Below are 20222 nucleotides of genomic sequence, written 5' to 3'. Positions count from 1 at the left end.
TCTTGCCGCCACGCCCACGCGTTCCGTAGACAGGGCCCGTGACCGGCCTTGACCACCCCCGCCCCGAGCCCACCTCTGCCGCCGTGGACGAGGAGATGCTGGAGGACTTCCTCAATCAGCACCTGCTCGGCTCCCGCTCCGGTGTGAAGGCGTTCCGCGCCGCCGAGCAGACCTGGGCCGGCACCCCGCAGGAGGCCGCGCTGCGCCGCATCGGCGACGGCGTCCAGGAGGACCAGGACCGCCTCGAGGCGCTCATCGGCGAACTGGGCCTCCGCACCCCGCTGGTGGACCGGGCCGCCGGCGCGGCGGCCGAGGTCGGCGGACGCCTCAACCCCGTGAACGCGCTGCGCACGCGCGGCTCCGCCTGGACACAGGTCGAACTGGACCTGCTGCAGGGGATGCTCCAGGCCAAGCTCTCCATGTGGCGCGTCCTCGAGCAGCTGGCGCCGCACCTGCCGGCGGTCGATGCCGCCGAGATGCGCGGGTTGTGTGAGAAGACCGCGGAGCAGCGGCGCGAGGTCGAGCGCATCACCTCCGCCACCCTCGAGGGCCGGTTCCTGGCCGGCTGAGGCCCGGGCTACTCCTCGCCCGTCTGATGCTCCCCGGACCGACCGCCGTGCACCTCGGCGGGCAGCTCGTCCACCGGGGCGACGACGACGTCCTGCAGCTTCCAGTCCAGGGCGGCGATCGCGTCCCGCAGCGCGCAGCAGCGGCCCACCGTCACGTCCGCCCCCTCGTGCGGCACCACGAACATCTCGACGTGGAACACGTGGCCCTCGTCCCGGACGCGGGCGCCCGCGTGGCGTACCCACGGCTCCGCCCAGGCGACCCGCTCGGCACGGTCGATGAGCGGGTGCGGCCGGGCGCCGTCGATCGTGGCGGCGCGGCGATCCGCCAGGTTCGTGACGGCCTCCTTCAGGTTCTTCCAGCCGTCCAGCACGATGCTCACGCCCACGAAGATCGCCGCAGCGGAGTCCGCCCACCACCAGCCCAGGCCGATGCCGGCCACGCCGACGATGGTGGCCACGCCCGTCTGCCAGTCCGCCTTGTTCATGTCCGCGTCCGCGTGCAGCACGCGGTCGTGGAGCTGCTCGGCCAGCCTGAGCTTCTTGTGGCCGAGGATCATGGGCCCGGGCACGGACAGGGCCATCACGGCCATCATGAACCAGCCCTGCCACACGGTGTGCCCGAACAGGTCGAACGTGCCGATGGGCGGGTGCTCCGCCATCACCAGGCCCAGCACGGAGTCGCCGACGAGGACCACGCCCATCACGGACAGGGCGACGGCGGCCACGAGGTGCCCCACCCCGACGGACCGGTGAGAGCCGTAGGGCCGGGCCCGCGTCGGGGCCATGCGGGCCACGCGCAGGGCGATGAGGAACGCGATCGGCGGGATCAGGGACAGCAGGTCCTCGATCCACGCGGCACGCATGGCCTGCGAGGAGCCCATCACGACCGCTACGAGGACGATCGTGACCACCAGCACCCCCAGCGTCGCCCATTCGAGCCGCTTGGCCTGCTGGACCACGCGCTCGATCTCCGGGGGCAGCTCCGTGGCGCCGAAGCGGCGCCCGCTCGGCCCCGTCTCCCGGGTGTTCCGCCGCGTCATCGGGCCTCCTCCGCTGCGCGCTGGTCGAAGTACGCCTCGAGGGCCGTGAGCATCTGATTCTCACCCAGGGGCACGGCCATCACGAGCTTCACCGGCTCGCCGTCCGGACCCTGCGCCTCGGCGTAGTCGCGGGTGATGCTCGCGTGCGACGTCCACGGGGACGCCGACGTCAGGCCGCCGGCCACCAGGTCCACGTCGCCCTTCTCCAGCGCGGTCATGAGCGCCTCCTCCCCGGCCACGGTCCACTCGACGCGTGCGTCGTGCGCCGCCGCGAACCCGCGGATCAGGTCGGGCTCGGGGCCGACGGGCTCGGCGCCCGAGGCGTCCACGTGGGGCGGGTGGTGCACGACGCCGGCGCGCAGCACCCCGCCCGTGACGCGGTCCAGGGTGCCGTCCGGGTCGGCGGGGTAGCCGGAGGAGGTGCAGGCGGTGAACCCGAGGGCGGCGCCCCCGAGCAGGCCCGTCAGGGCGGCCCGGCGGGTGAAGGTCATCGCCCTCATTCCGTGGGCGAGTGCGAGCGGTGCCCGGCGTTGCCCAGACCTTCGGCACCGTCGAGATGGTCAAGCACGAGGCGGACCGCCTCCCGGGCGTCGGTGGTCTCGGACCAACCGGTCGCGGCGCGCAGGGCCGTGGTGTCCATGATGGGCACCGCTGCGGCCATGTCCACCCACCCCGGGTCGGTGGGCTGCAGCCGTGCCCGGTAGCTCAGCGCCGCGGCCGCGCGGAACAGGCCCACGGGCAGCTCCAGGATGCGGCGCGCCCCGAGGACGGTGCCCATGGTGTGCGCGTCCAGCACGGGGTCGGCGGCCACATTGAAGGCGCCGCCCGCCCGGTGGACGATCACGCGCCAGTACGCGTCCGCCACGTCCTGGGCCGTGAGCGCCTGGAATCGCAGGCCCCGCGGGAACGGGAGCACCGGAGTGCGCAGGCGGGCGACCAGCCGGGCGGGGACGAGGTCGCCCAGGAAGTAGTCCTTGATCTCGGGCCCGGCGGCGGACTGGAAGATCAGCCCGGGGCGCAGCCGGGTCACGAGCAGCTCGGGGTGCTCGGCCTGCACGCGGTCGAGGATCGACTCGACCTCGGCCTTCTGCGCGGCGTAGTGCGAGGTGGGGACCCCGGTGGTGGGATGGGACTCGGGCACGGCTCGGCCCTTCGGCCCGGGCCCGTACGCGCCCACCGAGGACGCGTAGACCAGGTGGGGCACGCCCGCCTCGGCCACGGCCCGGAACACCCGCTCGTTGCCGGCCACGTTGACGGCGCGCAGGTGGTCGCGGTCGCGGTTGGGGCGGATCACCCACACCAGGTCGACGACGGCGTCGGCGCCGGCCACGATCTCGCGCAGCCGCCCCGCCGCCGTGGGCTCCGCCACGTCCAGGCGGTGCCACTCGACGCCGTCGTAGGGCGCTCCGGCCCGGTCCGGGCCGCGCCGGCTCACGCCCACGATCGAGCTCACCTCGTCCGCGGCCTGGAGGCGGTGCAGGACAGCGGTGCCGACGTTACCCGTCGCGCCCAGGACGACGATCCTCACGGCTTCAGGACCACCTTGACGCAGCCGTCCTCCTTCTTCTGGAACGTCTCATAGAGGGCGGGCGCGTCCTCGAGCGAGGCGGTGTGCGTGGTCAGGTCGAGCACGCCGAGGGGGTCGGACGGGTCGTCGAGCAGGGGCAGCAGGTCGTCCACCCAGCGACGGACGTTGCACTGGCCCATCGTCAGGGTGACCTGCTTGTCGAACAGGGTGAGCATCGGCATCGGGTCCTTCATGCCGCCGTAGACCCCGGAGAGCGACACCGTGCCGCCGCGCCGGACCGCGTCGATCGCGGTGTGGAGGGCGCTCAGGCGGTCGACGCCGGCGGTCTTCATGGCCGCCCGGCCGAGCGCGTCGGGCAGCAGGCCCACGGCGGTGTGGGCCGCATGCCCCGCCGGGGAGGCGTGCGCCTCCATGCCGACCGCGTCCACGACCCCGTCGGGACCGCGGCCGCCGGTGCGCTCGCGGAGCACCTCGGCCTCGCCGCCGTCGGCGTCCAGGACCTCGATGCCGTGCCGGGCCGCCATCACGCGGCGCTCGGGGACCGGGTCGACACCGATCACCCGGTACCCCAGGTGCACGCCGATGCGCGCCGCCAGCTGGCCGATGGGGCCGAGGCCGAGCACCGCGAGCGTGCCGCCGTCGGGGACGTTCGCGTACTGGACCCCCTGCCAGGCGGTGGGGACGACGTCCGAGAGGAACAGCCACTGCTCATCCGGACCGGTGTGCGGCACCTTCACGGGGCCGTAGTCCGCGTGGGGCACGCGCAGCAGCTCGGCCTGTCCGCCGGGGACGGAGCCGTAGAGCCGGGAGTAGCCGAAGAGTGCGGCGCCGGAGCCCTGCTCCCGCACCTGGGTGGTCTCGCACTGCGACTGCAGCCCGCGCTGACACATCCAGCACCGGCCGCAGGAGATGGTGAAGGGCACGACCACCCGGTCACCGGGCCGGATGTGGGTGACCTCGGACCCGACCTCGCGGACGATGCCCATCGGCTCGTGACCGATCACGTCCCCCGCGTCCATGAACGGCCCCAGGACCTCGTACAGATGCAGGTCCGACCCGCAGATGCCGGTCGAGGTGACCTCGATGATCGCGTCCGTCGGCTCCTGGATCCGAGGATCCGGGACGTCCTCGACGGCGACGTTGCGCTTTCCCTGCCATGTCAGTGCTCGCATGGTGCGACCGTAGCCGCGCCGGGCGGGCCGGCGGAAGCGTGCAGGCGCGGCGGGGCCGCAGCCTCGCCGGGGGAGCGGCCGCTCAGCCGGCGCGGCCGTCCAGCGACGCGCGGGTGCGGGCGGCGGCGTCCAGCACGACCGCGCGCAGCGGGGCCACCGCGTCATCCGTGTCCTCACCCGCGGCCGGCGGGCCGGCCAGGGCCTGTGCCTCCACACGACGCTGACGCGCGGCGCCGCCGTCGTCGATCATCGCCTGGACGCCGGCGAGCTCCGCCGCGCAGCCCAGCCGCTCGGCGACCGGGGTCAGTCGCTCGATCTCCGCCGGCAGGTGCTCCGCCAGCGGGACCTGGGTGCCCCGGGCGTCCACGATCACGGTGGCGTCCATGCCGTACCGGGCGGCGCGCCACTTGTTCTCCTGCACGTGCCACGGCGGCAGGACCTCGACCGTCTCACCGCGCTCCAGGCTCGCGGACAGGTCATCCACGAGGCACTGCGTGTAGGCGGTCACGGCGGCGATCTCCTCGAGCGTGGCCAGGCCGTCGCACGCGCGCATCTCCACCGTGCCCAGGCGGGGCACGGCCCGCACGTCCCAGCGGCACTCGGTGACGTCCGCGATCATGCCCACCTGCTCCATCTGGGCCACGCAGCGCTCGAAGTCCTCCCACTCCTGGAACTGGAACGGCAGGCCGGCCGTGGGCAGCTGCTGGAACAGGAGGGTGCGCTGGGACTGGTAGCCCGTGTCCGTGCCCGCCCAGAAGGGGGAGGAGGCCGAGAGTGCGAGCAGGTGCGGCACTCGGTTGACCAGGCCGTTCACCACCGGCATGGCCTTGGAGACGTCGTCCAGGCCCACGTGCACGTGCACGCCGAAGATCAGCAGCTGCCGACCCCAGTACTGGGTGAGATCCAGCATGCGGTCGTAGCGCTCACTGGGCGTCGAGGGCTGCGCGATCGCGTCCGCGAACGGGTGCGTGCCCTGGCAGAACAGGGAGATGCCCCGCGCAGCCGCGGCGTCGGCCACGCGCGCGGCGATCCGGCCGAGGTCCGCCGTCGCGGCGTCGACGCGCTCGTGCACACCCGTGACGAGCTCCACCGTGTTCTGCAGGAGCTCGCTGGTCATGTGCGGGTTCACGTCGTCCTCGGCGAGGCCCTCGGTCACATGCAGGGCGCGCAGCAGGTCCGGGGCCTCGGAGCGCAGCTCGCCGGACACGGCGTCCACGAGCGCGAGCTCCCACTCGATTCCGAGAGTGGACTGCGCGGAGTCGGCGAAGGGCAGAGTTATGCCGCCCATCCTAGAAGCCCGTGCCGGGTCTGCGCCCGGGGTCCACGCTTCGGACCTAGGGTGGGGCGCATGGCCCGCCCCCGCCCCGCCTCCCGCCCGCCGCGCCCCACGGCCGCCGCCTCGGAGGCGGACGCCACCGCCCTGGCCCCCGTCCTCGAGCCGGAGGGCCGCGCGCTCCTCGACTCCCTCGCCGGGTACCGGGAGGCCGACGCGCTCGCGGTCTCCTCCCGCCTGCGTGCGGCCGGGCATCCTCCGGAGCGCGTGGCCGCCGCGCTGACCCAGGCCGCGCTGCGGTCCCGGGCGGAGGTCCGCCTCGGGCGGCAGGCGCGCCGGATGCTGTTCACCCGCGACGGCTTGGAGCAGGCCACCCGCCCGCTGGTCGCGGGCCTGCACGCGGACCGGCTGGCGGCCGCGGGGGCCCGGTGCGTCGCCGACCTCGGCTGCGGTCTCGGCCTGGACGCGCGCGCCTTCGCCGACCGGGGCCTGGACGTCGTGGCGGTGGAGCGGGACGCCGTCGTCGCCGCGGCCGCCGAGGTGAACCTCGCCGGCCTCGGCGGTGCGCGTGTGGTGCACGGCGACGCCGTGGCCTGGGCCCGCGCCCACGTGCCCGCCGAGGCGGACGCGGTGTGGCTGGACCCCGCCCGCCGTCAGGTCGGCGGGGGCGGGTCCGCGCGCGTGTTCGACCCCGAGGCGTTCTCCCCGCCCCTGAGCGTCGTGACGGACATCGCCGCGACGGGCGTGCCGGTCGGGGTCAAGCTCGGCCCGGGGCTTCCGCACGAGGCCGTGCCGGAGGGCGCCGAGGCCGAGTGGGTGAGCGTCGACGGCGACGTCGTGGAGGCCGCCCTGTGGTTCAACGCGGCGGCCCGCCCCGGGGTGCGGCGGGCGGCGCGCGTCATGACCGTCCGGGGCGGGAAGACGACGACGGCGCAGCTCGTCTCCGGCGCGGACTTTGGCGACTCGCCCGAGGTCGAGGCCGTGGGGGAGGAGGGCATGGCGGGGCTCGTCGGCGCGGTCCTGCACGAGCCGGACGGCGCCGTCATCCGGGCCGGACTCGTGACGGACCTGGCCGCGTCCTGGCCCGTGCCGACGCGGCAGCTGGACCCCCACCTGGCCTACCTCGTCGCGCCCGAGCCGGTGCGGGACGGCCTGGCCCGCGCCCATCGGATCGAGGCGGTGCACGGCTTCCACCTGGCCTCCCTGCGGCGCTGGGCGAAGGAGACCGGGGTGGGCCGGCTGGACGTGAAGAAGCGGGGCATCCGCGAGACGCCCGAGGAGGTGCGTCGCGCCGTCCTCGGCGGGGCGAAGCCGGGCCGGCGTGGCGGGGCCGGACGGCACGCCACCCTCGTGCTGGCGCGCGTGGGTCGGTCGCGGTTCGCCCTCGAGGTGACGCCGTTGGACTGACGGGGCTCGAGGCCGGGGGCCCCGGGCGGCGGGAGCCGTCGAACCCCCGTTGGGGGATTACGGCACCCTCGTGTACGGTATTCGACTGAGGCAAGGCTCACCTCTACGGGAGCGCGCCCACCACCCCGACTGCTCATCCCGGGGCAGCCCCGCCGCCCAGAAGGAGAACCATGCCGCGTTCCGCCCGCGCCCCCCGCCTCGCCCGTCTCGCCCTGACCTCGGTGGCGGCCCTCGCCCTCGTCGGCTGCTCCGCCGGCGGCGCGGCCACGGGCTCGTCCTCCGCGAGCGCCTCCGGCGAGTCCTCGGCCTCCGCGAGCGCCGCCGGCGGCTCCTCGGCCGCCTCGGGCGGCATCGCGACCGGGGTCACCGTCACCGACATGTCCGGCGCCGAGGTCACCCTGCCGGAGGAGGTCGACTCCGTCATCGCCACGGACAACCGCACCTTCCGCACGCTGGACGACTGGGGCGTCGAGCTGTCGGCCGCGCCGAAGCAGATCATGTACAAGGGCGAGGGCGGGCCCTCCTACCTCCAGGACGACTCGGTCGCCGACATCGGCAACCACCGGGAGCCGGACATGGAGCTGTTCGTCACCGCCGAGCCGGACGTCGTGTTCAACGGCCAGCGGTTCAACGAGCGCAAGGCCGAGATCGACGAGCTGACCGGCGACGCCGCCGTCGTGGACACGGACTTCGACGTCACGCAGACCCCCATGGACGAGGGCCTGAAGGAGCTGACCACCCTGCTGGGCGAGGCCACCGGCCACGAGGCCGATGCCGAGAAGCTCATCGCCGACTTCGACGCCGCCACCCAGCGCGCCAAGGACGCCTACGACCCCGAGCAGACCGTCATGGGCCTCATCGCCTCGGGCGGAGAGCTGTCGTACGTCGCGCCCAGCACCGGTCGCGCCATCGGCCCGTTCTTCGACATGCTGGAGCTGACCCCGGCCCTCGAGCAGTCGGGCACCGACAACCACCAGGGCGACGACATCTCCGTCGAGGCCATCGCGAAGTCGAACCCGGACTGGCTGATCGTCATGGACCGCGACGCCGCCATCGGCGAGGAGAACGCCACCGCCGCCGAGCTGATCGAGCGCTCCGAGGCCCTCCAGGACGTGACCGCGGTGAAGGAGGGCAACATCGTGTACCTGCCCGCCGACTTCTACGTCGCCGAGGACATCCAGAACCACACCACCGTCATGGAGGACCTCGCGAAGGCCTTCGAAGGCGCGCAGTGACTCTCGACGTGCGTCACCACGTCGCCGACGCCCCGCCCCGGCTCGAGGAGCCGGGGCGGGGCGACCGCGTGTGCTGGGTCCCGCCCGCCGTCCTGCGGCCCGAGCGCACCCGCTGGCAGCGCACCTGGCCGCTGCTGGTCGGCGTCGTGGTGACCGCGGCCCTCGTCGTGGTCTCGCTGTTCGTGGGCGTGTACGACGTCGGCGCGGAGGGCGGACGCGAGATGTTCGCCATCACGCGCGTGCCGCGCACGGTCGCCCTCGTGCTGGCCGGCGCCTCGATGGCGATGTGCGGGCTGATCATGCAGCTCATGACGCAGAACCGCTTCGTGGAGCCCAGCACCACGGGCACCACCGAGTGGGCCGGCCTCGGCCTGCTGGTGACCATGGTGCTCGTGCCGGGTGCGGGCCTGGTGACCCGGATGGTCGGGGCCATCCTCTTCGCCTTCGTCGGCACCCTCGTCTTCTTCCTCTTCCTGCGGCGGGTGCGCCTGCAGTCCTCCCTCATCGTGCCGATCGTGGGCATCATGCTCGGCGCCGTCGTGGGCGCCGCGTCGACGTTCCTCGCCCTCCAGACGGACATGCTGCAGCAGGTGGGCGCGTGGTTCGCGGGCTCGTTCACCTCCGTGGTCCGCGGCCGGTATGAGCTGCTCTTCCTCGTGCTGATCGTGTGCGTGGCGGTCTTCGTCATCGCGGACCGCTTCACCGTGGCCGGCCTCGGCAAGGACGTCGCCACGAACGTCGGCCTCAACTACGGCGCCGTGATCCTCACCGGCGTGGCCATGGTGGCCGTGGCCACCGGCGTGGTCACCGTGGTGATCGGGGCCCTCCCGTTCCTGGGGCTCGTGGTCCCCAACCTCGTGTCCATGGTGCGCGGCGACAACCTGCGGACGAACCTGCCCTGGGTGGTCATGGTCGGCGTGTGGATCGTGATCGTCTGCGACCTGATCGGGCGCACCGTGATCGCCCCGTTCGAGGTGCCCATCTCGCTGATCCTGGGCCTCGTGGGCGCGATCGTGTTCCTCGCCCTGCTGCTGAGGCAGGCCAAGCATGGCTGAGCCGCTCGCGACCGCCCCGGGTCGCATCCCCGCCCCGCCCGGTGGCGCCACCGCGGCCGGGCCCGTCGAGGCCGACGCCCCGCGCCGGTCCGGCGCGTTCGTCACCGCCGCCGACCGCCGGAGGTATGCGGTCGTCGTCGCCGTGCTGGCCGCCGTCGCCGTGCTCTCCACCGCCGGGATCCTGCTGTGGGGCAACGAGGCCGAACCCGGTTCGCGCGCGTTCTGGATGATCGCGCGGATGCGCGTGGAGTCCCTGGGCGTGATCGGCATCGTGGCGCTGTGCCACTCCTTCGCGACCGTCACCTTCCACACGGTGACGGGCAACCGCATCATCACGCCCTCGATCATGGGGTTCGAGGCGCTCTACACGGCCGTGTCGACCGTCGCCGTGTACGTGCTGGGAGCCGCCGGCGTCGCGGTGCTGACCGGGGTGGGGCCGTTCCTCGCCCAGGCCGCGCTCATGGTGGCGCTGGCGACGGCCCTGTACTCGTGGCTGCTCTCCCGGCCCTACGGCAGCGTCCATCTGATGCTGCTCGTGGGCGTGGTGCTGGGCGGCGGGCTGGCCGCGCTGAGCACGTTCATGCAGCGACTGCTGGACCCGAACTCGTTCGACCTGCTGAGCGCGCGGCTCTTCGGCAACATCTCCAACGCCCGGACCGAGTACGTGGCGATCGCCGCGCCCATCGCCGTCGTCGTGTGCGCGCTGCTGTGGCTGCGCTCCCGCCGCCTGAACACGGTGGCGCTCGGCGCCGACGCCGCGACCAACCTGGGCCTGCACCACCGGCGCGAGCTCATGGTGACGCTGCTGCTGGTCTCCGTGCTGATGGCCATGACCACCGCGCTCGTGGGCCCGATGACGTTCCTCGGCTTCCTCGTGGCGACGCTGGCGTACAGCCTCGTCGACACCCACGACCACCGGTTCATCCTCCCGGTGGCGGCGCTGGCCGGGTACGCGGTGCTCACGAGCGCCTACTTCGTGCTGCGGCACGTGTTCTACGCGGGGGGTGCGGTCACGGTGGTCATCGAGCTGATCGGCGGCATCACCTTCCTGGTCGTCGTGATGAGAAAGGGACGTCTGTGATCGAGCTGCGCGGCGTGGTGAAGCGCCACAGCGATGAGGTGTGCATCGGACCCGTGGACCTGGACATCCAGGCCGGGGGAGTGACCGCGCTCGTGGGGCCCAACGGGGCGGGCAAGTCCACGCTGCTGACGATGATCGGCCGGCTGCAGGACGCCGACGCCGGGACGATCGCCGTGGGCGGGCACGACATCACCACGACGCCGTCCCGGAAGATCGCGCAGACCCTGTCCATCCTGCGGCAGGAGAACCACTTCGTGACGCGGCTGACCGTGCGGCAGCTCGTGGGGTTCGGGCGCTACCCGTACACGCGCGGCCGGCTGACCCTGGAGGACGAGCGGCACGTGTCCGACGCGATCGACTTCCTCAACCTCGGCCCGTTCGAGAACCGGTACCTCGACCAGCTCTCGGGCGGCCAGCGGCAGCGGGCGTACGTGGCGATGGTGCTGGCGCAGAACACCGAGTACGTGCTGCTGGACGAGCCGCTGAACAACCTGGACATGCAGCACTCGGTGCAGATGATGCAGCAGCTGCGTCGGGCGGCCGACGAGCTGGGCCGGACCGTGGTGATCGTGCTGCACGACATCAACTTCGCCGCCCACTACGCCGACCGGATCGTGGCCATGGGCGACGGCCAGGTGGTGGAGACCGGCACCCCGGCCGAGATCCTGCGCCCTGAGGTGCTGGAGCGGATCTTCAAGACCCCCTGCAGCGTGGTGGACGGACCGCACGGGCCGCTGGCCGTGTACTACTGAGCGGGGCGACGGTGAGGCCGGCCCGGGTCGGTCCGGGCGGGGGTCGGGTGCCCGGCCGACGCGAGCGTTCCGTGGGCAGAACCCGCCGGGTCTCGCCTTCCGGGGGCAGAACCCGCGTGTTTCCAGGTTCCGTGGGCAGAAGCACCCTCGCTTCTGCCCACGGAACCCCTGCGCATGGACGGCAGGGCCATACGCGACGACGACGTCAGGCATCCCAGCCGTTCGAGACCTGTGCCCGTCGTCTGAGGACGGCCTCGATCACCCGCGCATATCCCTCGCCGACGTCCCGGCCCGTGACGTGCAGGGTCATCTGCCCACGCTCCGCGTAGTACTGGTCTCGCCGGGCGTCCCGGGCGTGTTGCTCGGCACTCCGGTGCACCTCGCCGTCGTACTGGAGGACGAGCCGGCAGTCCTCGAACCACAGATCGGCCTCGGGGGCGTCCCGCCGCCCGGGGTCGAACACGTGCTGCAGCGTCGGCTCGCCCAGCCCCGCCTCGACGAGCGCCAGCCTCAGCCGGGTCTCCTGCGGCGAGTCGGCACCCACCCGTACGCGCTCGAGCGCCGCCGTCGCCCGCGGTCTTCCGACGAACCGCCCGAGCGGCCGCATCGCCTCGTGCAGCGCGGTGACCGTGGTGATGGGAGGCCGCCGGCCGCGCGGGGACCAGGGGTGACGGACCAGGTGGTCACCCGCCGACACGAGGGATGCCTCGTCCCAGGGGTGGCCGATCGAGCACAGATCGAGCCAGGTCCGTTCCGGCGTCGTCACCCGTAGCCCGAGCACGGAGGTGACGTGGCCGGCGGGCAGGGGTCTGCGGTGCTCCATGACGCCGGGGATCCGCGCCCGTGCGGTGCCGCGGTGCAACGTGATCTCGACGGCGGCGCGTCGCGTGGCCCCGCCCGGGGGAAGCGGGAGGCCGTGGAGGTGCGCCGCCGTCTCGTGGGAGAGAACGGCGTCGGGACGGGACCGCAGGAGGGCGGTCAGCAGGTCGAGGCCGACCCCGTGGTGCGGCGGCGGGAGCCCAGCCGACTCCCAGGTGCGCAGCGGCATGTCACGGCGACGGTGGATGCCGCGGGCGAGGCGGAGGACGTCGGACCGCCGCACCCGGCTGGGCGGCAGACCGCGTTCGAGCACGTCGCGGGTGGTGAAGACGGGGACGAGGGGGAGATCGGGGGCGAAGGACATGGGTCGACCTTGACGCGGTCGGCCCGACGACGGCCGGGCGGGCCGCGTGTCTGTGCACACCGGCGCGGGGTGGGCCGGCTGTGCAGGACTCGGCGGCGGCCGGTTGTCCCGCCGGGACGACGTCGTCATGGCTCGGTGGGCAGAACTGCGAGGAGTTCCGCCCACGCAACATCCGTGGGCAGAAGAGAGGGCGCTTCTGCCCACGGAGACCGAAAACCTGCGGATGCTGCCCACGCGATGGGCGGGGGTGCGGTTTCTGCCCACGGAGGGGGGAGGGGGGAGGGCGGGGAGTGGGGGAGGGACAGGTTGCGGGCCGCAGTCGTGACCACTCCGCGTGCTCTTGGGCCCGGAACCCGCCCCGCCCGCCGCCCCACGGCATCCCACCGCACCGCGCCCCACGCCTCCGCCCGCGGCGGACGGCGGGGACACGGCTGGCACTCATGTTGAAGGAGTGCCAGAACCCGGAGTAGAGTCAGGACTGGCACTCGGGGGTACCGGGTGCCAATGCCCGAGGTGGACCGTCCGGCACCGCGACGACGGAGGGTCTGACGCCCGTGGCGCACCCGCAGACCACAGCATCAGCGGACCGGCGAGCCCGCCGGAGCCGCATGTCGACGAAGAAGGAGTGTGCAGCATGTCTGTCTCCATCAAGCCCCTCGAGGATCGCATCGTTGTCCGCCCCCTGGAGGCCGAGCAGACCACCGCGTCGGGCCTCGTGATCCCGGACACCGCCAAGGAGAAGCCGCAGGAGGGCCAGGTCGTGGCCGTGGGCCCGGGCCGGGTCGCCGAGAACGGCAACCGCGTGCCCGTCGACGTCGCCGAGGGTGACGTCGTGCTGTACTCCAAGTACGGCGGCACCGAGGTCAAGGTCGGCGGCGAGGAGTACCTGGTGCTCTCCGCCCGCGACGTGCTGGCCGTCGTCACCAAGTGACCCCGCCGCGACGGGCCCGGTGAGCGGCGCGCACCGCACCGGTGCGCGCGCCCCGGGCCCCTCGCGTCCCCGCACCCCCTGACTCCCTGAACGAAAGGAGCGTCCGTCATGGCCAAGCAGCTGGCTTTCAACGACGACGCACGCCGCGCCCTCCAGGCCGGCATCGACAAGCTCGCCGACACCGTCAAGGTCACCCTCGGCCCCAAGGGCCGCAACGTGGTGCTCGACAAGGCGTGGGGCGCCCCCACCATCACCAACGACGGCGTCACGATCGCCCGTGAGGTGGAGCTGGAGGACCCGTACGAGAACATGGGCGCCCAGCTCGCCAAGGAGGTCGCCACCAAGACCAACGACATCGCGGGCGACGGCACCACCACCGCCACCGTGCTGGCCCAGGCGCTCGTGAACGAGGGCATGCGCCAGGTCGCCGCCGGCGCCGCGCCGGGCGAGGTCAAGAAGGGCATCGAGGTGGCCGTGGCCGCCGTCGAGCGGCGCCTGCAGGAGAACGCCCGCCCGGTCGAGGGCCAGGAGGTGGCCCACGTGGCCGCCATCTCGGCCCAGAACGACGAGGTCGGCGAGCTGCTGGCCCGCGCGTTCGACACGGTCGGCACCGACGGCGTCATCACCATCGAGGAGTCCTCCACGACCTCCACCGAGCTGGACGTCACCGAGGGCATGCAGTTCGACAAGGGCTTCCTGTCCCCGTACATGGTCACCGACGCCGAGCGTCAGGAGGCCGTGCTCGAGGACGCCTACGTCCTGATCAACTCGGGCAAGATCTCCAACGTACAGGAGCTGCTGCCCCTGCTGGAGAAGGTCCTGCAGGCCAACAAGCCGCTGTTCGTGATCGCCGAGGACATCGAGGGCGAGGCCCTGTCCACCCTCGTGGTGAACAAGATCCGCGGCACCCTGAACGTCGTGGCCGTCAAGGCCCCGGGCTTCGGCGACCGCCGCAAGGCCATGATGCAGGACATCGCGATCCTCACCGGCGCCCAGGTCGTCTCCCCGGACCTCGGCATGAAGCTCGAGCAGGCCGACCTGGACGTGCTCGGCTCCGCCCGCCGCATCACCGTCACCAAGGACGAGACCACCATCGTCGACGGCGGCGGTGCGGCCGAGGACGTCGAGGCCCGGGTCGCCCAGATCAAGGCCGAGTCCGCCGCGACCGACTCCGACTGGGACCGCGAGAAGCTCCAGGAGCGCCTCGCCAAGCTCTCCGGCGGCATCGGCGTGATCCGCGTGGGCGCCGCCACCGAGGTGGAGCTCAAGGAGCGCAAGCACCGCATCGAGGACGCCGTGTCCTCGACCCGCGCCGCCCTCGAGGAGGGCATCGTGGCCGGCGGGGGCACCGCGCTCATCAACGCGCTGAGCGTGCTCGACACCGACGCCAACGTCCAGGCCCTGACCGGCGACGCCGCCGTGGGCGTGGACATCGTCCGCAAGGCCCTGAAGCAGCCGCTGCGCTGGATCGCCCAGAACGCGGGCGAGGACGGCTACGTGGTGGTCTCCAAGGTCGCCGAGCTGGAGCCGAACCACGGCTTCAACGCGAAGACCGGCGTCTACGGCGACCTGATCGCCGACGGCGTGATCGACCCGGTCAAGGTGACCCGCTCCGCGCTGGCCAACGCCGCCTCCATCGCGGCCCTCGTGCTGACCACCGAGACCCTCGTGGCGGACAAGCCCGCCGAGGAGGACGAGGCCGGCCACCAGCACTGACCCCTCCGTCGGCCCTGACGCGGCCGGCCGACGACGACGGCCCCTCGCCCGCCCGGGTGAGGGGCCGTCGTCGTGCGGGCGGGAGACGACCGCCGTCCGGCGCGCCCCCTATGGTGTCCCCATGGACACACCCACGCCGCCCCGTCCCACCGGGTCCCACACGACCCGGACCCCGGCCCGGCCACGGCTGCGCCGCTTCGTCCGCGAGTTCTCCTATCCGCACGGCATCCACCCGGCCCTCGTGCCGGGCGTGTCCGTGGAGGACCGCCGGGTGCGCTACGGCGTGGACCGGGTGATCCTCGCCGTCGTCGGCCTGCTGGTGGTCGGCTTCGTGGTGTGGGGCGTGCTGCAGCCGGACGCCGTGCTGGCCGTCTCGAGCGCGGCCCTCGACTGGGTGATGGTCCACGCCGGCTGGCTGTTCGCCCTGCTGGCCATCGGGATGGTGGTGTTCCTGCTGGCCCTGGCGTTCTCTCGGTACGGCGAGATCCCGCTGGGCCTGGACGGGGAGAAGCCGGAGTACTCCACGGCGAGCTGGTCGGCCATGCTCTTCGCGGCCGGCATCGGCATCGGCATCATCTTCTTCGGCCCGTACGAGCCGCTGACCTACTACCTGGCCCCGCGCCCGGGGGCGTACGAGGCGGGGAGCGAGGAGGCGGTGACGGGCGCGCTGGCCCAGGCCGCGCTGCACTGGGGCGTGAACGCGTGGGCGATCTACGCGGTCGTCGGCCTGTCGGTCGGCTACGTGTCCTACCGCCGGGGCCGGGTGCCGCTGATGAGCTCGATCATCGCGCCGCTGTTCGGCGACTCCCAGCGCAGCGACTCCGTCGGCGCGCGCCTGATCGACGGGCTCGCGATCATCGCCACACTGTTCGGCACGGCGGCCTCGCTGGGCATCGGCGCCCTGCAGATCGGCCGCGGCGTGGAGATCGTCTCGGGCTGGTCGGCGCCGGGGAACACGGTGGCGCTGGGGATCATCGTGGTGCTCACGATCGGCACCATCTTCTCGGCGGTGTCCGGTGTGGCCCGCGGCATCCGGTGGCTGTCCAACATCAACATGCTGCTCGCCCTCGGCCTGGCGCTGTTCTTCTTCGTCGTCGGCCCGACGGCGTTCCTGCTGAACACCGTGCCCGGCGTCCTGATGGACTACGTCTCCTCCGCCCCGGACGCCCTCGGCGCCTCGATGGCCCAGGGGGAGGACATGCAGGAGTTCCTCTCCAGCTGGACGATCTTCTACTGGGCGTGGTGGGTCAGCTGGGCCCCGTTCGTGGGCGTGTTCATGGCGAAGATCTCGAAGGGTCGGACCATCCGCCAGTACGTCCTCGGCGCCCTGTTCATCCCGGCCGCGGTGATCGTCGGCGCGTTCACGATCATCGGCGGCACCACCATCTGGCTGCAGCGGACGCAGGGCTCCGTGGCGCCGGACGGCACGGCCGCCTCGCTGCCCGCGCCGGCGGAGATCTTCTGGGTGGTCCTGGACCAGCTGCCCGGCGGCGGGCTGGTGGCCCCGGTCGTGATCGTCATGCTGGCGGTCTTCTTCATCACGACGGCGGACTCCGCCTCGATTGTGAACTCGCAGCTCTCGCAGCGCGGCGCCCCGGCCCCGCGCCGCACGATCACGGTGTTCTGGGCACTGTGCATGGCGGGCATCGCCGTTGTGATGCTGCTGACCGGCGGCGACACCGCGCTCACCGGCCTGCAGAACCTCATCACCATCACGGCGCTGCCGTTCACCGTGGTGCTCGTCCTCATGGCGGTCGCACTCCAGCGCGAACTGGCCAACGACCCCTTCGCGATCCGTGACCGGTACCAGCGGGCCGCCGTCGAGAAGGCGACGGTGCGGGGCCTGGTGGAGTACGGGGACGACTTCGCGTTCACGGTGGAGCGCACCCCGCCGGGCAGCTGGTACGCGGCCGGCGAGGGGTTCGACTCCACCGCCGCGGAGATCACCGACTGGTACCGCCGCACGGACGAGGACGGGAACCCCGTGGACTACGACTACGTGCTGGGCGAGTACCTGGACGAGGGGGACGGGGCCGGCGCGGACGGACCCGCCGGAGCGGGCCCGTCCGGTCGCTGACTCAGGCGCGCGGCTCCGGGGTGCCGACGAGCTCGGCGCGGGAGTCGGCGGTCGCGTGGGCGCGGGCCTCGACGATCTCCTCCTCGTCCTCGCCGAAGATGTCGCCGCGCGGGGCGTCGTAGCGGTCCCGGTCGAGGATGCCCTCCTGGGAGGCCACGAGCGCGGGGATGAGGGCCTGGCCGGACACGTTGAGGGCGGTGCGGCCCATGTCCACGATCGGGTCGACGGCCAGGAGCAGGGCCATGCCCTCGAGGGGCAGCCCGGCGGTGGACAGCGTGAGCGTGAGCATCACGGTGGCGCCGGTGGTGCCGGCGGTCGCGGCCGAGCCCAGCACGGACACGAGTGCCACGAGGGCGTACTGGCTCAGGCTCATGTCGATCCCGTAGAACTGGGCGATGAACACGGCGGCCACGGCCGGGTAGATCGCGGCGCAGCCGTCCATCTTGGTGGTGGCGCCCAGCGGGACGGCGAAGGAGGCGTAGCCGGTGGGCACGCCGAAGTTGCGCTCGGCCACCCGCTGGGTGACGGGCAGCGTGCCGAGGGAGGAGCGGGAGACGAAGCCGAGCTGGAACGCCGGCCACACGCCGGTGAAGAACTGCTTGACGGAGAGCCCGTGCAGGCGCGCCAGCACCGGGTACACCACGAGCATCACGAGGGCCAGGCCCACGTAGATCGCCACCACGAACTTGGCCAGCGTGCCCATCGTGGACCAGCCGTACGAGGCCACGGCGTTGCCCAGCAGGCCGATGGTGCCGATCGGGGCCAGGCGGATGATCCACCACAGCAGCTTCTGGATGATCGCGAGCACCGAGCGGGAGAACGTGAGGAACGGGGCGGCCTTCTCGCCGACCTTGAGCGCGGCCACGCCCACGACGATCGCGATCACGAGGATCTGCAGCACGTTGAACGTGGGGGAGGAGGCGAGCGCGCCGTCCTCGCCCGCCGTGGTCTTGACGGTCAGGCCGAGGAAGTTCGCCGGCACCAGGGAGGTCAGGAAGTCGAGCCAGCCGACGTCCTTGGCCTGGTACGACGCCGGCGCGGTCTGGCCGGTGCCCACGCCCGGCTGCAGCACGACGCCGACGGCGAGGCCGATGAGCACCGCGATCAGGCTCGTGATGGCGAACCACAGCAGGGTCTTGGCGGCCAGGCGGGCCGCGTTGGTCACCTGGGCCAGGTTGGCGATGGAGGCGACGACGGCGAAGAAGACCAGCGGGACGACCGTGGCCTTCAGCAGGCTGATGTAGATGCTGCCGACGGTGGCCAGCGTCTCGCCGAGCCAGGTCGGGTGCTCGGAGGTGTGCCCCGTCGCGCGGGCGATCAGGCCCAGGACGAGGCCGAGGACGAGGGCGGCGGCGATCTGCCAGCCGAAGTTCGACGTCCAGGCGGGGAGCCGGCGTCGGGGCGCCGGTGCGGGGGAGGACTGTGCGGTGCTCATCCGGGGAGGTTAGGCGCTCTAATACCACGACGTCGAAACGGATTGCGCCATGTGACGTCGTGGTGACGCCCGTCTCGCCCTCGCGTGGCCCAGCGCGGAGGCCCTGTGACGTGGCCCGCACCCGGGTCGCCGGTTTGACCCCCGGGCATAGAATCGCGGAAACACCCGTCCCGAAAGGCGCCTTCGTGACCAACACCAGCACCGGTCCCAGCCCCGAGCCCGTCCACTCCTCCTCGGATCCCTTCGGCTTCTTCGGCCTCACCTATGACGACGTCCTGCTGCTGCCCAACGCCACCGACGTGATCCCCGCGGACGCGGACACGGGCACCCGGCTGACCCGCAACATCCGCTTGAACATCCCCATCGTCTCCGCGGCGATGGACACCGTGACCGAGGCCCCGCTGGCCATCGCCATGGCCCGCCAGGGCGGCATGGGCATCATCCACCGCAACCTGTCCATCGAGGACCAGGCCCGCCACGTGGACACCGTGAAGCGCTCCGAGTCGGGGATGATCAAGGACCCCGTGACCATCGGCCCGGACGCCACGCTCGCGGACCTGGACGAGCTGTGCGCCCAGTACCGCGTCTCGGGCCTGCCGGTGGTGGCCGAGGACATGACGCTGCTGGGCATCATCACCAACCGCGACACCCGCTTCATCCCGCGCGAGGAGTGGGCCACCCGCACGGTGGACACCGCCATGACCCGCATGCCGCTGGTCACCGCGCAGGAGGGCATCTCGCGCGCCGAGACCATCCGCCTGTTCTCCCAGAACCGCGTGGAGAAGCTGCCGCTCGTGGACGATGCGGGCCGCCTGACCGGTCTGATCACCATCAAGGACTTCGACAAGGCGGAGCAGTACCCGGACGCCGCGAAGGACGACGAGGGCCGGCTGCTCGTCGGCGGCGCCGTCGGCTTCTTCGGCGACGGCTGGGAGCGCGCCATGGCGCTCGTCGAGGCGGGTGTGGACGCCCTCGTGGTGGACACCGCGAACGGCCACACGCACGGCGTGCTGGACATGATCGCGCGCCTGAAGAAGGAGAAGGCGGCCGCGCACGTCGATGTCATCGGCGGTCAGGCCGCGACCTACGCGGGCGCCAAGGCGATCGTCGACGCCGGCGCGGACGCCGTGAAGGTGGGCGTGGGCCCGGGCTCGATCTGCACGACCCGTGTGGTGGCCGGCGTCGGCGTCCCGCAGATCACCGCCATCTACGAGGCGGCCAAGGCCACGCGCCCCGCGGGCGTCCCGCTGATCGCCGACGGCGGCCTGCAGCACTCCGGTGACATCGGCAAGGCCCTCGTGGCCGGCGCCGACTCGGTGATGCTCGGCTCCCTGCTGGCCGGCACGGCCGAGTCCCCGGGCGACCTCGTGTTCTACCAGGGCAAGCAGTTCAAGACCTACCGCGGCATGGGGTCCCTGGGCGCCATGCAGACCCGCAACGGCACGCGCTCCTTCTCCAAGGACCGCTACTTCCAGGCGGACGTGCCGGACGAGGACAAGCTGATCCCCGAGGGCATCGAGGGCCAGGTGCCCTTCCGGGGTCCGATCGCCTCGGTGGTCCACCAGCTCGTGGGCGGCCTGCGCCAGACGATGTTCTACACGGGCGCGTCCACGGTGGCCGATCTCAAGGAGAACGGTCGCTTCGTGCGCATCACCGCGGCGGGCCTGAAGGAGTCCCACCCGCACGACATCATGATGACCGTCGAGGCCCCGAACTACCGTTCGCGCTGACCCGCACGTCGGGTCCGGGGGAGCCCCCGGACGGGGCG

General features: G+C 72.6%; 17 protein-coding genes. 10 read left to right on the top strand and 7 right to left on the bottom strand.

Annotated elements, in window-relative coordinates:
• The first annotated feature begins 38 nt into the window (after positions 1–38).
• Positions 39–569, top strand: a complete 531-nt coding sequence (locus tag AC0VX2_RS08545) for a hypothetical protein (RefSeq protein ID WP_036315877.1) — start codon at positions 39–41, stop codon at positions 567–569.
• A gap of 8 nt (positions 570–577) precedes the next feature.
• On the opposite strand, the gene AC0VX2_RS08540 is transcribed toward AC0VX2_RS08545, so the two are convergent.
• The 5 genes from AC0VX2_RS08540 to AC0VX2_RS08520 all read right to left on the bottom strand — a co-directional run bounded on the left by AC0VX2_RS08540 (position 578) and on the right by AC0VX2_RS08520 (position 5588).
• On the bottom strand, positions 578–1609 hold the full coding sequence (locus AC0VX2_RS08540) for a cation diffusion facilitator family transporter (RefSeq protein WP_036315880.1): 1032 nt from the start codon (positions 1607–1609) through the stop codon (positions 578–580).
• Entirely contained in the window at positions 1606–2100 is a 495-nt protein-coding gene (locus AC0VX2_RS08535; protein WP_036315883.1) for a transglycosylase SLT domain-containing protein, read from the bottom strand. Before AC0VX2_RS08535 ends, AC0VX2_RS08540 begins: the two co-directional genes overlap by 4 nt.
• Before the next feature lie 5 nt (positions 2101–2105).
• The gene (locus AC0VX2_RS08530) at positions 2106–3137 is read right to left on the bottom strand and encodes an NAD-dependent epimerase/dehydratase family protein (RefSeq protein ID WP_036315887.1); all 1032 of its coding nucleotides are present in this window, start codon (positions 3135–3137) and stop codon (positions 2106–2108) included.
• A complete protein-coding gene (locus tag AC0VX2_RS08525) occupies positions 3134–4309 on the bottom strand; it encodes an alcohol dehydrogenase catalytic domain-containing protein (RefSeq protein WP_036315890.1) in 1176 nt (391 codons plus the stop codon). The genes AC0VX2_RS08530 and AC0VX2_RS08525 overlap by 4 nt, the downstream gene beginning before the upstream one ends.
• A gap of 82 nt (positions 4310–4391) precedes the next feature.
• Entirely contained in the window at positions 4392–5588 is a 1197-nt protein-coding gene (locus AC0VX2_RS08520) for a glutamate--cysteine ligase (RefSeq protein ID WP_069941271.1), read from the bottom strand.
• 69 nt (positions 5589–5657) lie between these two features.
• Between AC0VX2_RS08520 and AC0VX2_RS08515 the strand changes: the two genes are divergently transcribed.
• From AC0VX2_RS08515 to AC0VX2_RS08495, 5 genes are all read left to right on the top strand, one after another.
• Positions 5658–6989 carry a THUMP-like domain-containing protein gene (locus AC0VX2_RS08515; RefSeq protein WP_069941272.1) on the top strand — a complete coding sequence of 444 codons (1332 nt, stop codon included), beginning with the start codon at positions 5658–5660 and terminating at the stop codon, positions 6987–6989.
• Positions 6990–7159: 170 nt separating this feature from the next.
• Complete coding sequence (locus tag AC0VX2_RS08510) at positions 7160–8224, top strand: siderophore ABC transporter substrate-binding protein (protein WP_069941273.1); 1065 nt, start codon at positions 7160–7162, stop codon at positions 8222–8224.
• On the top strand, positions 8221–9279 hold the full coding sequence (locus AC0VX2_RS08505; protein ID WP_081339222.1) for an ABC transporter permease: 1059 nt from the start codon (positions 8221–8223) through the stop codon (positions 9277–9279). Before AC0VX2_RS08510 ends, AC0VX2_RS08505 begins: the two co-directional genes overlap by 4 nt.
• Positions 9272–10360 carry an iron chelate uptake ABC transporter family permease subunit gene (locus AC0VX2_RS08500; protein WP_036315899.1) on the top strand — a complete coding sequence of 363 codons (1089 nt, stop codon included), beginning with the start codon at positions 9272–9274 and terminating at the stop codon, positions 10358–10360. The genes AC0VX2_RS08505 and AC0VX2_RS08500 overlap by 8 nt, the downstream gene beginning before the upstream one ends.
• A complete protein-coding gene (locus AC0VX2_RS08495; protein WP_002857584.1) occupies positions 10357–11112 on the top strand; it encodes an iron ABC transporter ATP-binding protein in 756 nt (251 codons plus the stop codon). The genes AC0VX2_RS08500 and AC0VX2_RS08495 overlap by 4 nt, the downstream gene beginning before the upstream one ends.
• A gap of 205 nt (positions 11113–11317) precedes the next feature.
• Here the strand turns inward: AC0VX2_RS08495 and AC0VX2_RS08490 are convergent, their stop codons facing one another.
• The gene (locus AC0VX2_RS08490) at positions 11318–12295 is read right to left on the bottom strand and encodes a hypothetical protein (RefSeq protein WP_070708754.1); all 978 of its coding nucleotides are present in this window, start codon (positions 12293–12295) and stop codon (positions 11318–11320) included.
• 634 nt (positions 12296–12929) lie between these two features.
• Here AC0VX2_RS08490 and groES point away from each other — a divergent pair.
• From groES to AC0VX2_RS08475, 3 genes are all read left to right on the top strand, one after another.
• The gene (groES, locus tag AC0VX2_RS08485) at positions 12930–13226 is read left to right on the top strand and encodes a co-chaperone GroES (RefSeq protein WP_002857590.1); all 297 of its coding nucleotides are present in this window, start codon (positions 12930–12932) and stop codon (positions 13224–13226) included.
• A gap of 108 nt (positions 13227–13334) precedes the next feature.
• Positions 13335–14942 (top strand): chaperonin GroEL, encoded by a 1608-nt coding sequence (gene groL, locus AC0VX2_RS08480; RefSeq protein WP_113913789.1) that lies wholly within the window; start codon positions 13335–13337, stop codon positions 14940–14942.
• A 121-nt stretch (positions 14943–15063) separates the two neighbouring features.
• On the top strand, positions 15064–17019 hold the full coding sequence (locus AC0VX2_RS08475; RefSeq protein WP_144860249.1) for a BCCT family transporter: 1956 nt from the start codon (positions 15064–15066) through the stop codon (positions 17017–17019).
• Between the two features lies 1 nt (position 17020).
• On the opposite strand, the gene AC0VX2_RS08470 is transcribed toward AC0VX2_RS08475, so the two are convergent.
• On the bottom strand, positions 17021–18454 hold the full coding sequence (locus AC0VX2_RS08470; RefSeq protein ID WP_069941276.1) for a dicarboxylate/amino acid:cation symporter: 1434 nt from the start codon (positions 18452–18454) through the stop codon (positions 17021–17023).
• A gap of 185 nt (positions 18455–18639) precedes the next feature.
• Between AC0VX2_RS08470 and guaB the strand changes: the two genes are divergently transcribed.
• The gene (guaB, locus tag AC0VX2_RS08465; protein WP_036317607.1) at positions 18640–20184 is read left to right on the top strand and encodes an IMP dehydrogenase; all 1545 of its coding nucleotides are present in this window, start codon (positions 18640–18642) and stop codon (positions 20182–20184) included.
• Positions 20185–20222: the final 38 nt, after the last annotated feature.

The sequence above is a fragment of the Micrococcus sp. iso_239 genome (assembly GCF_056173395.1).
This window is presented reverse-complemented; position numbering and strand designations above follow the sequence as displayed.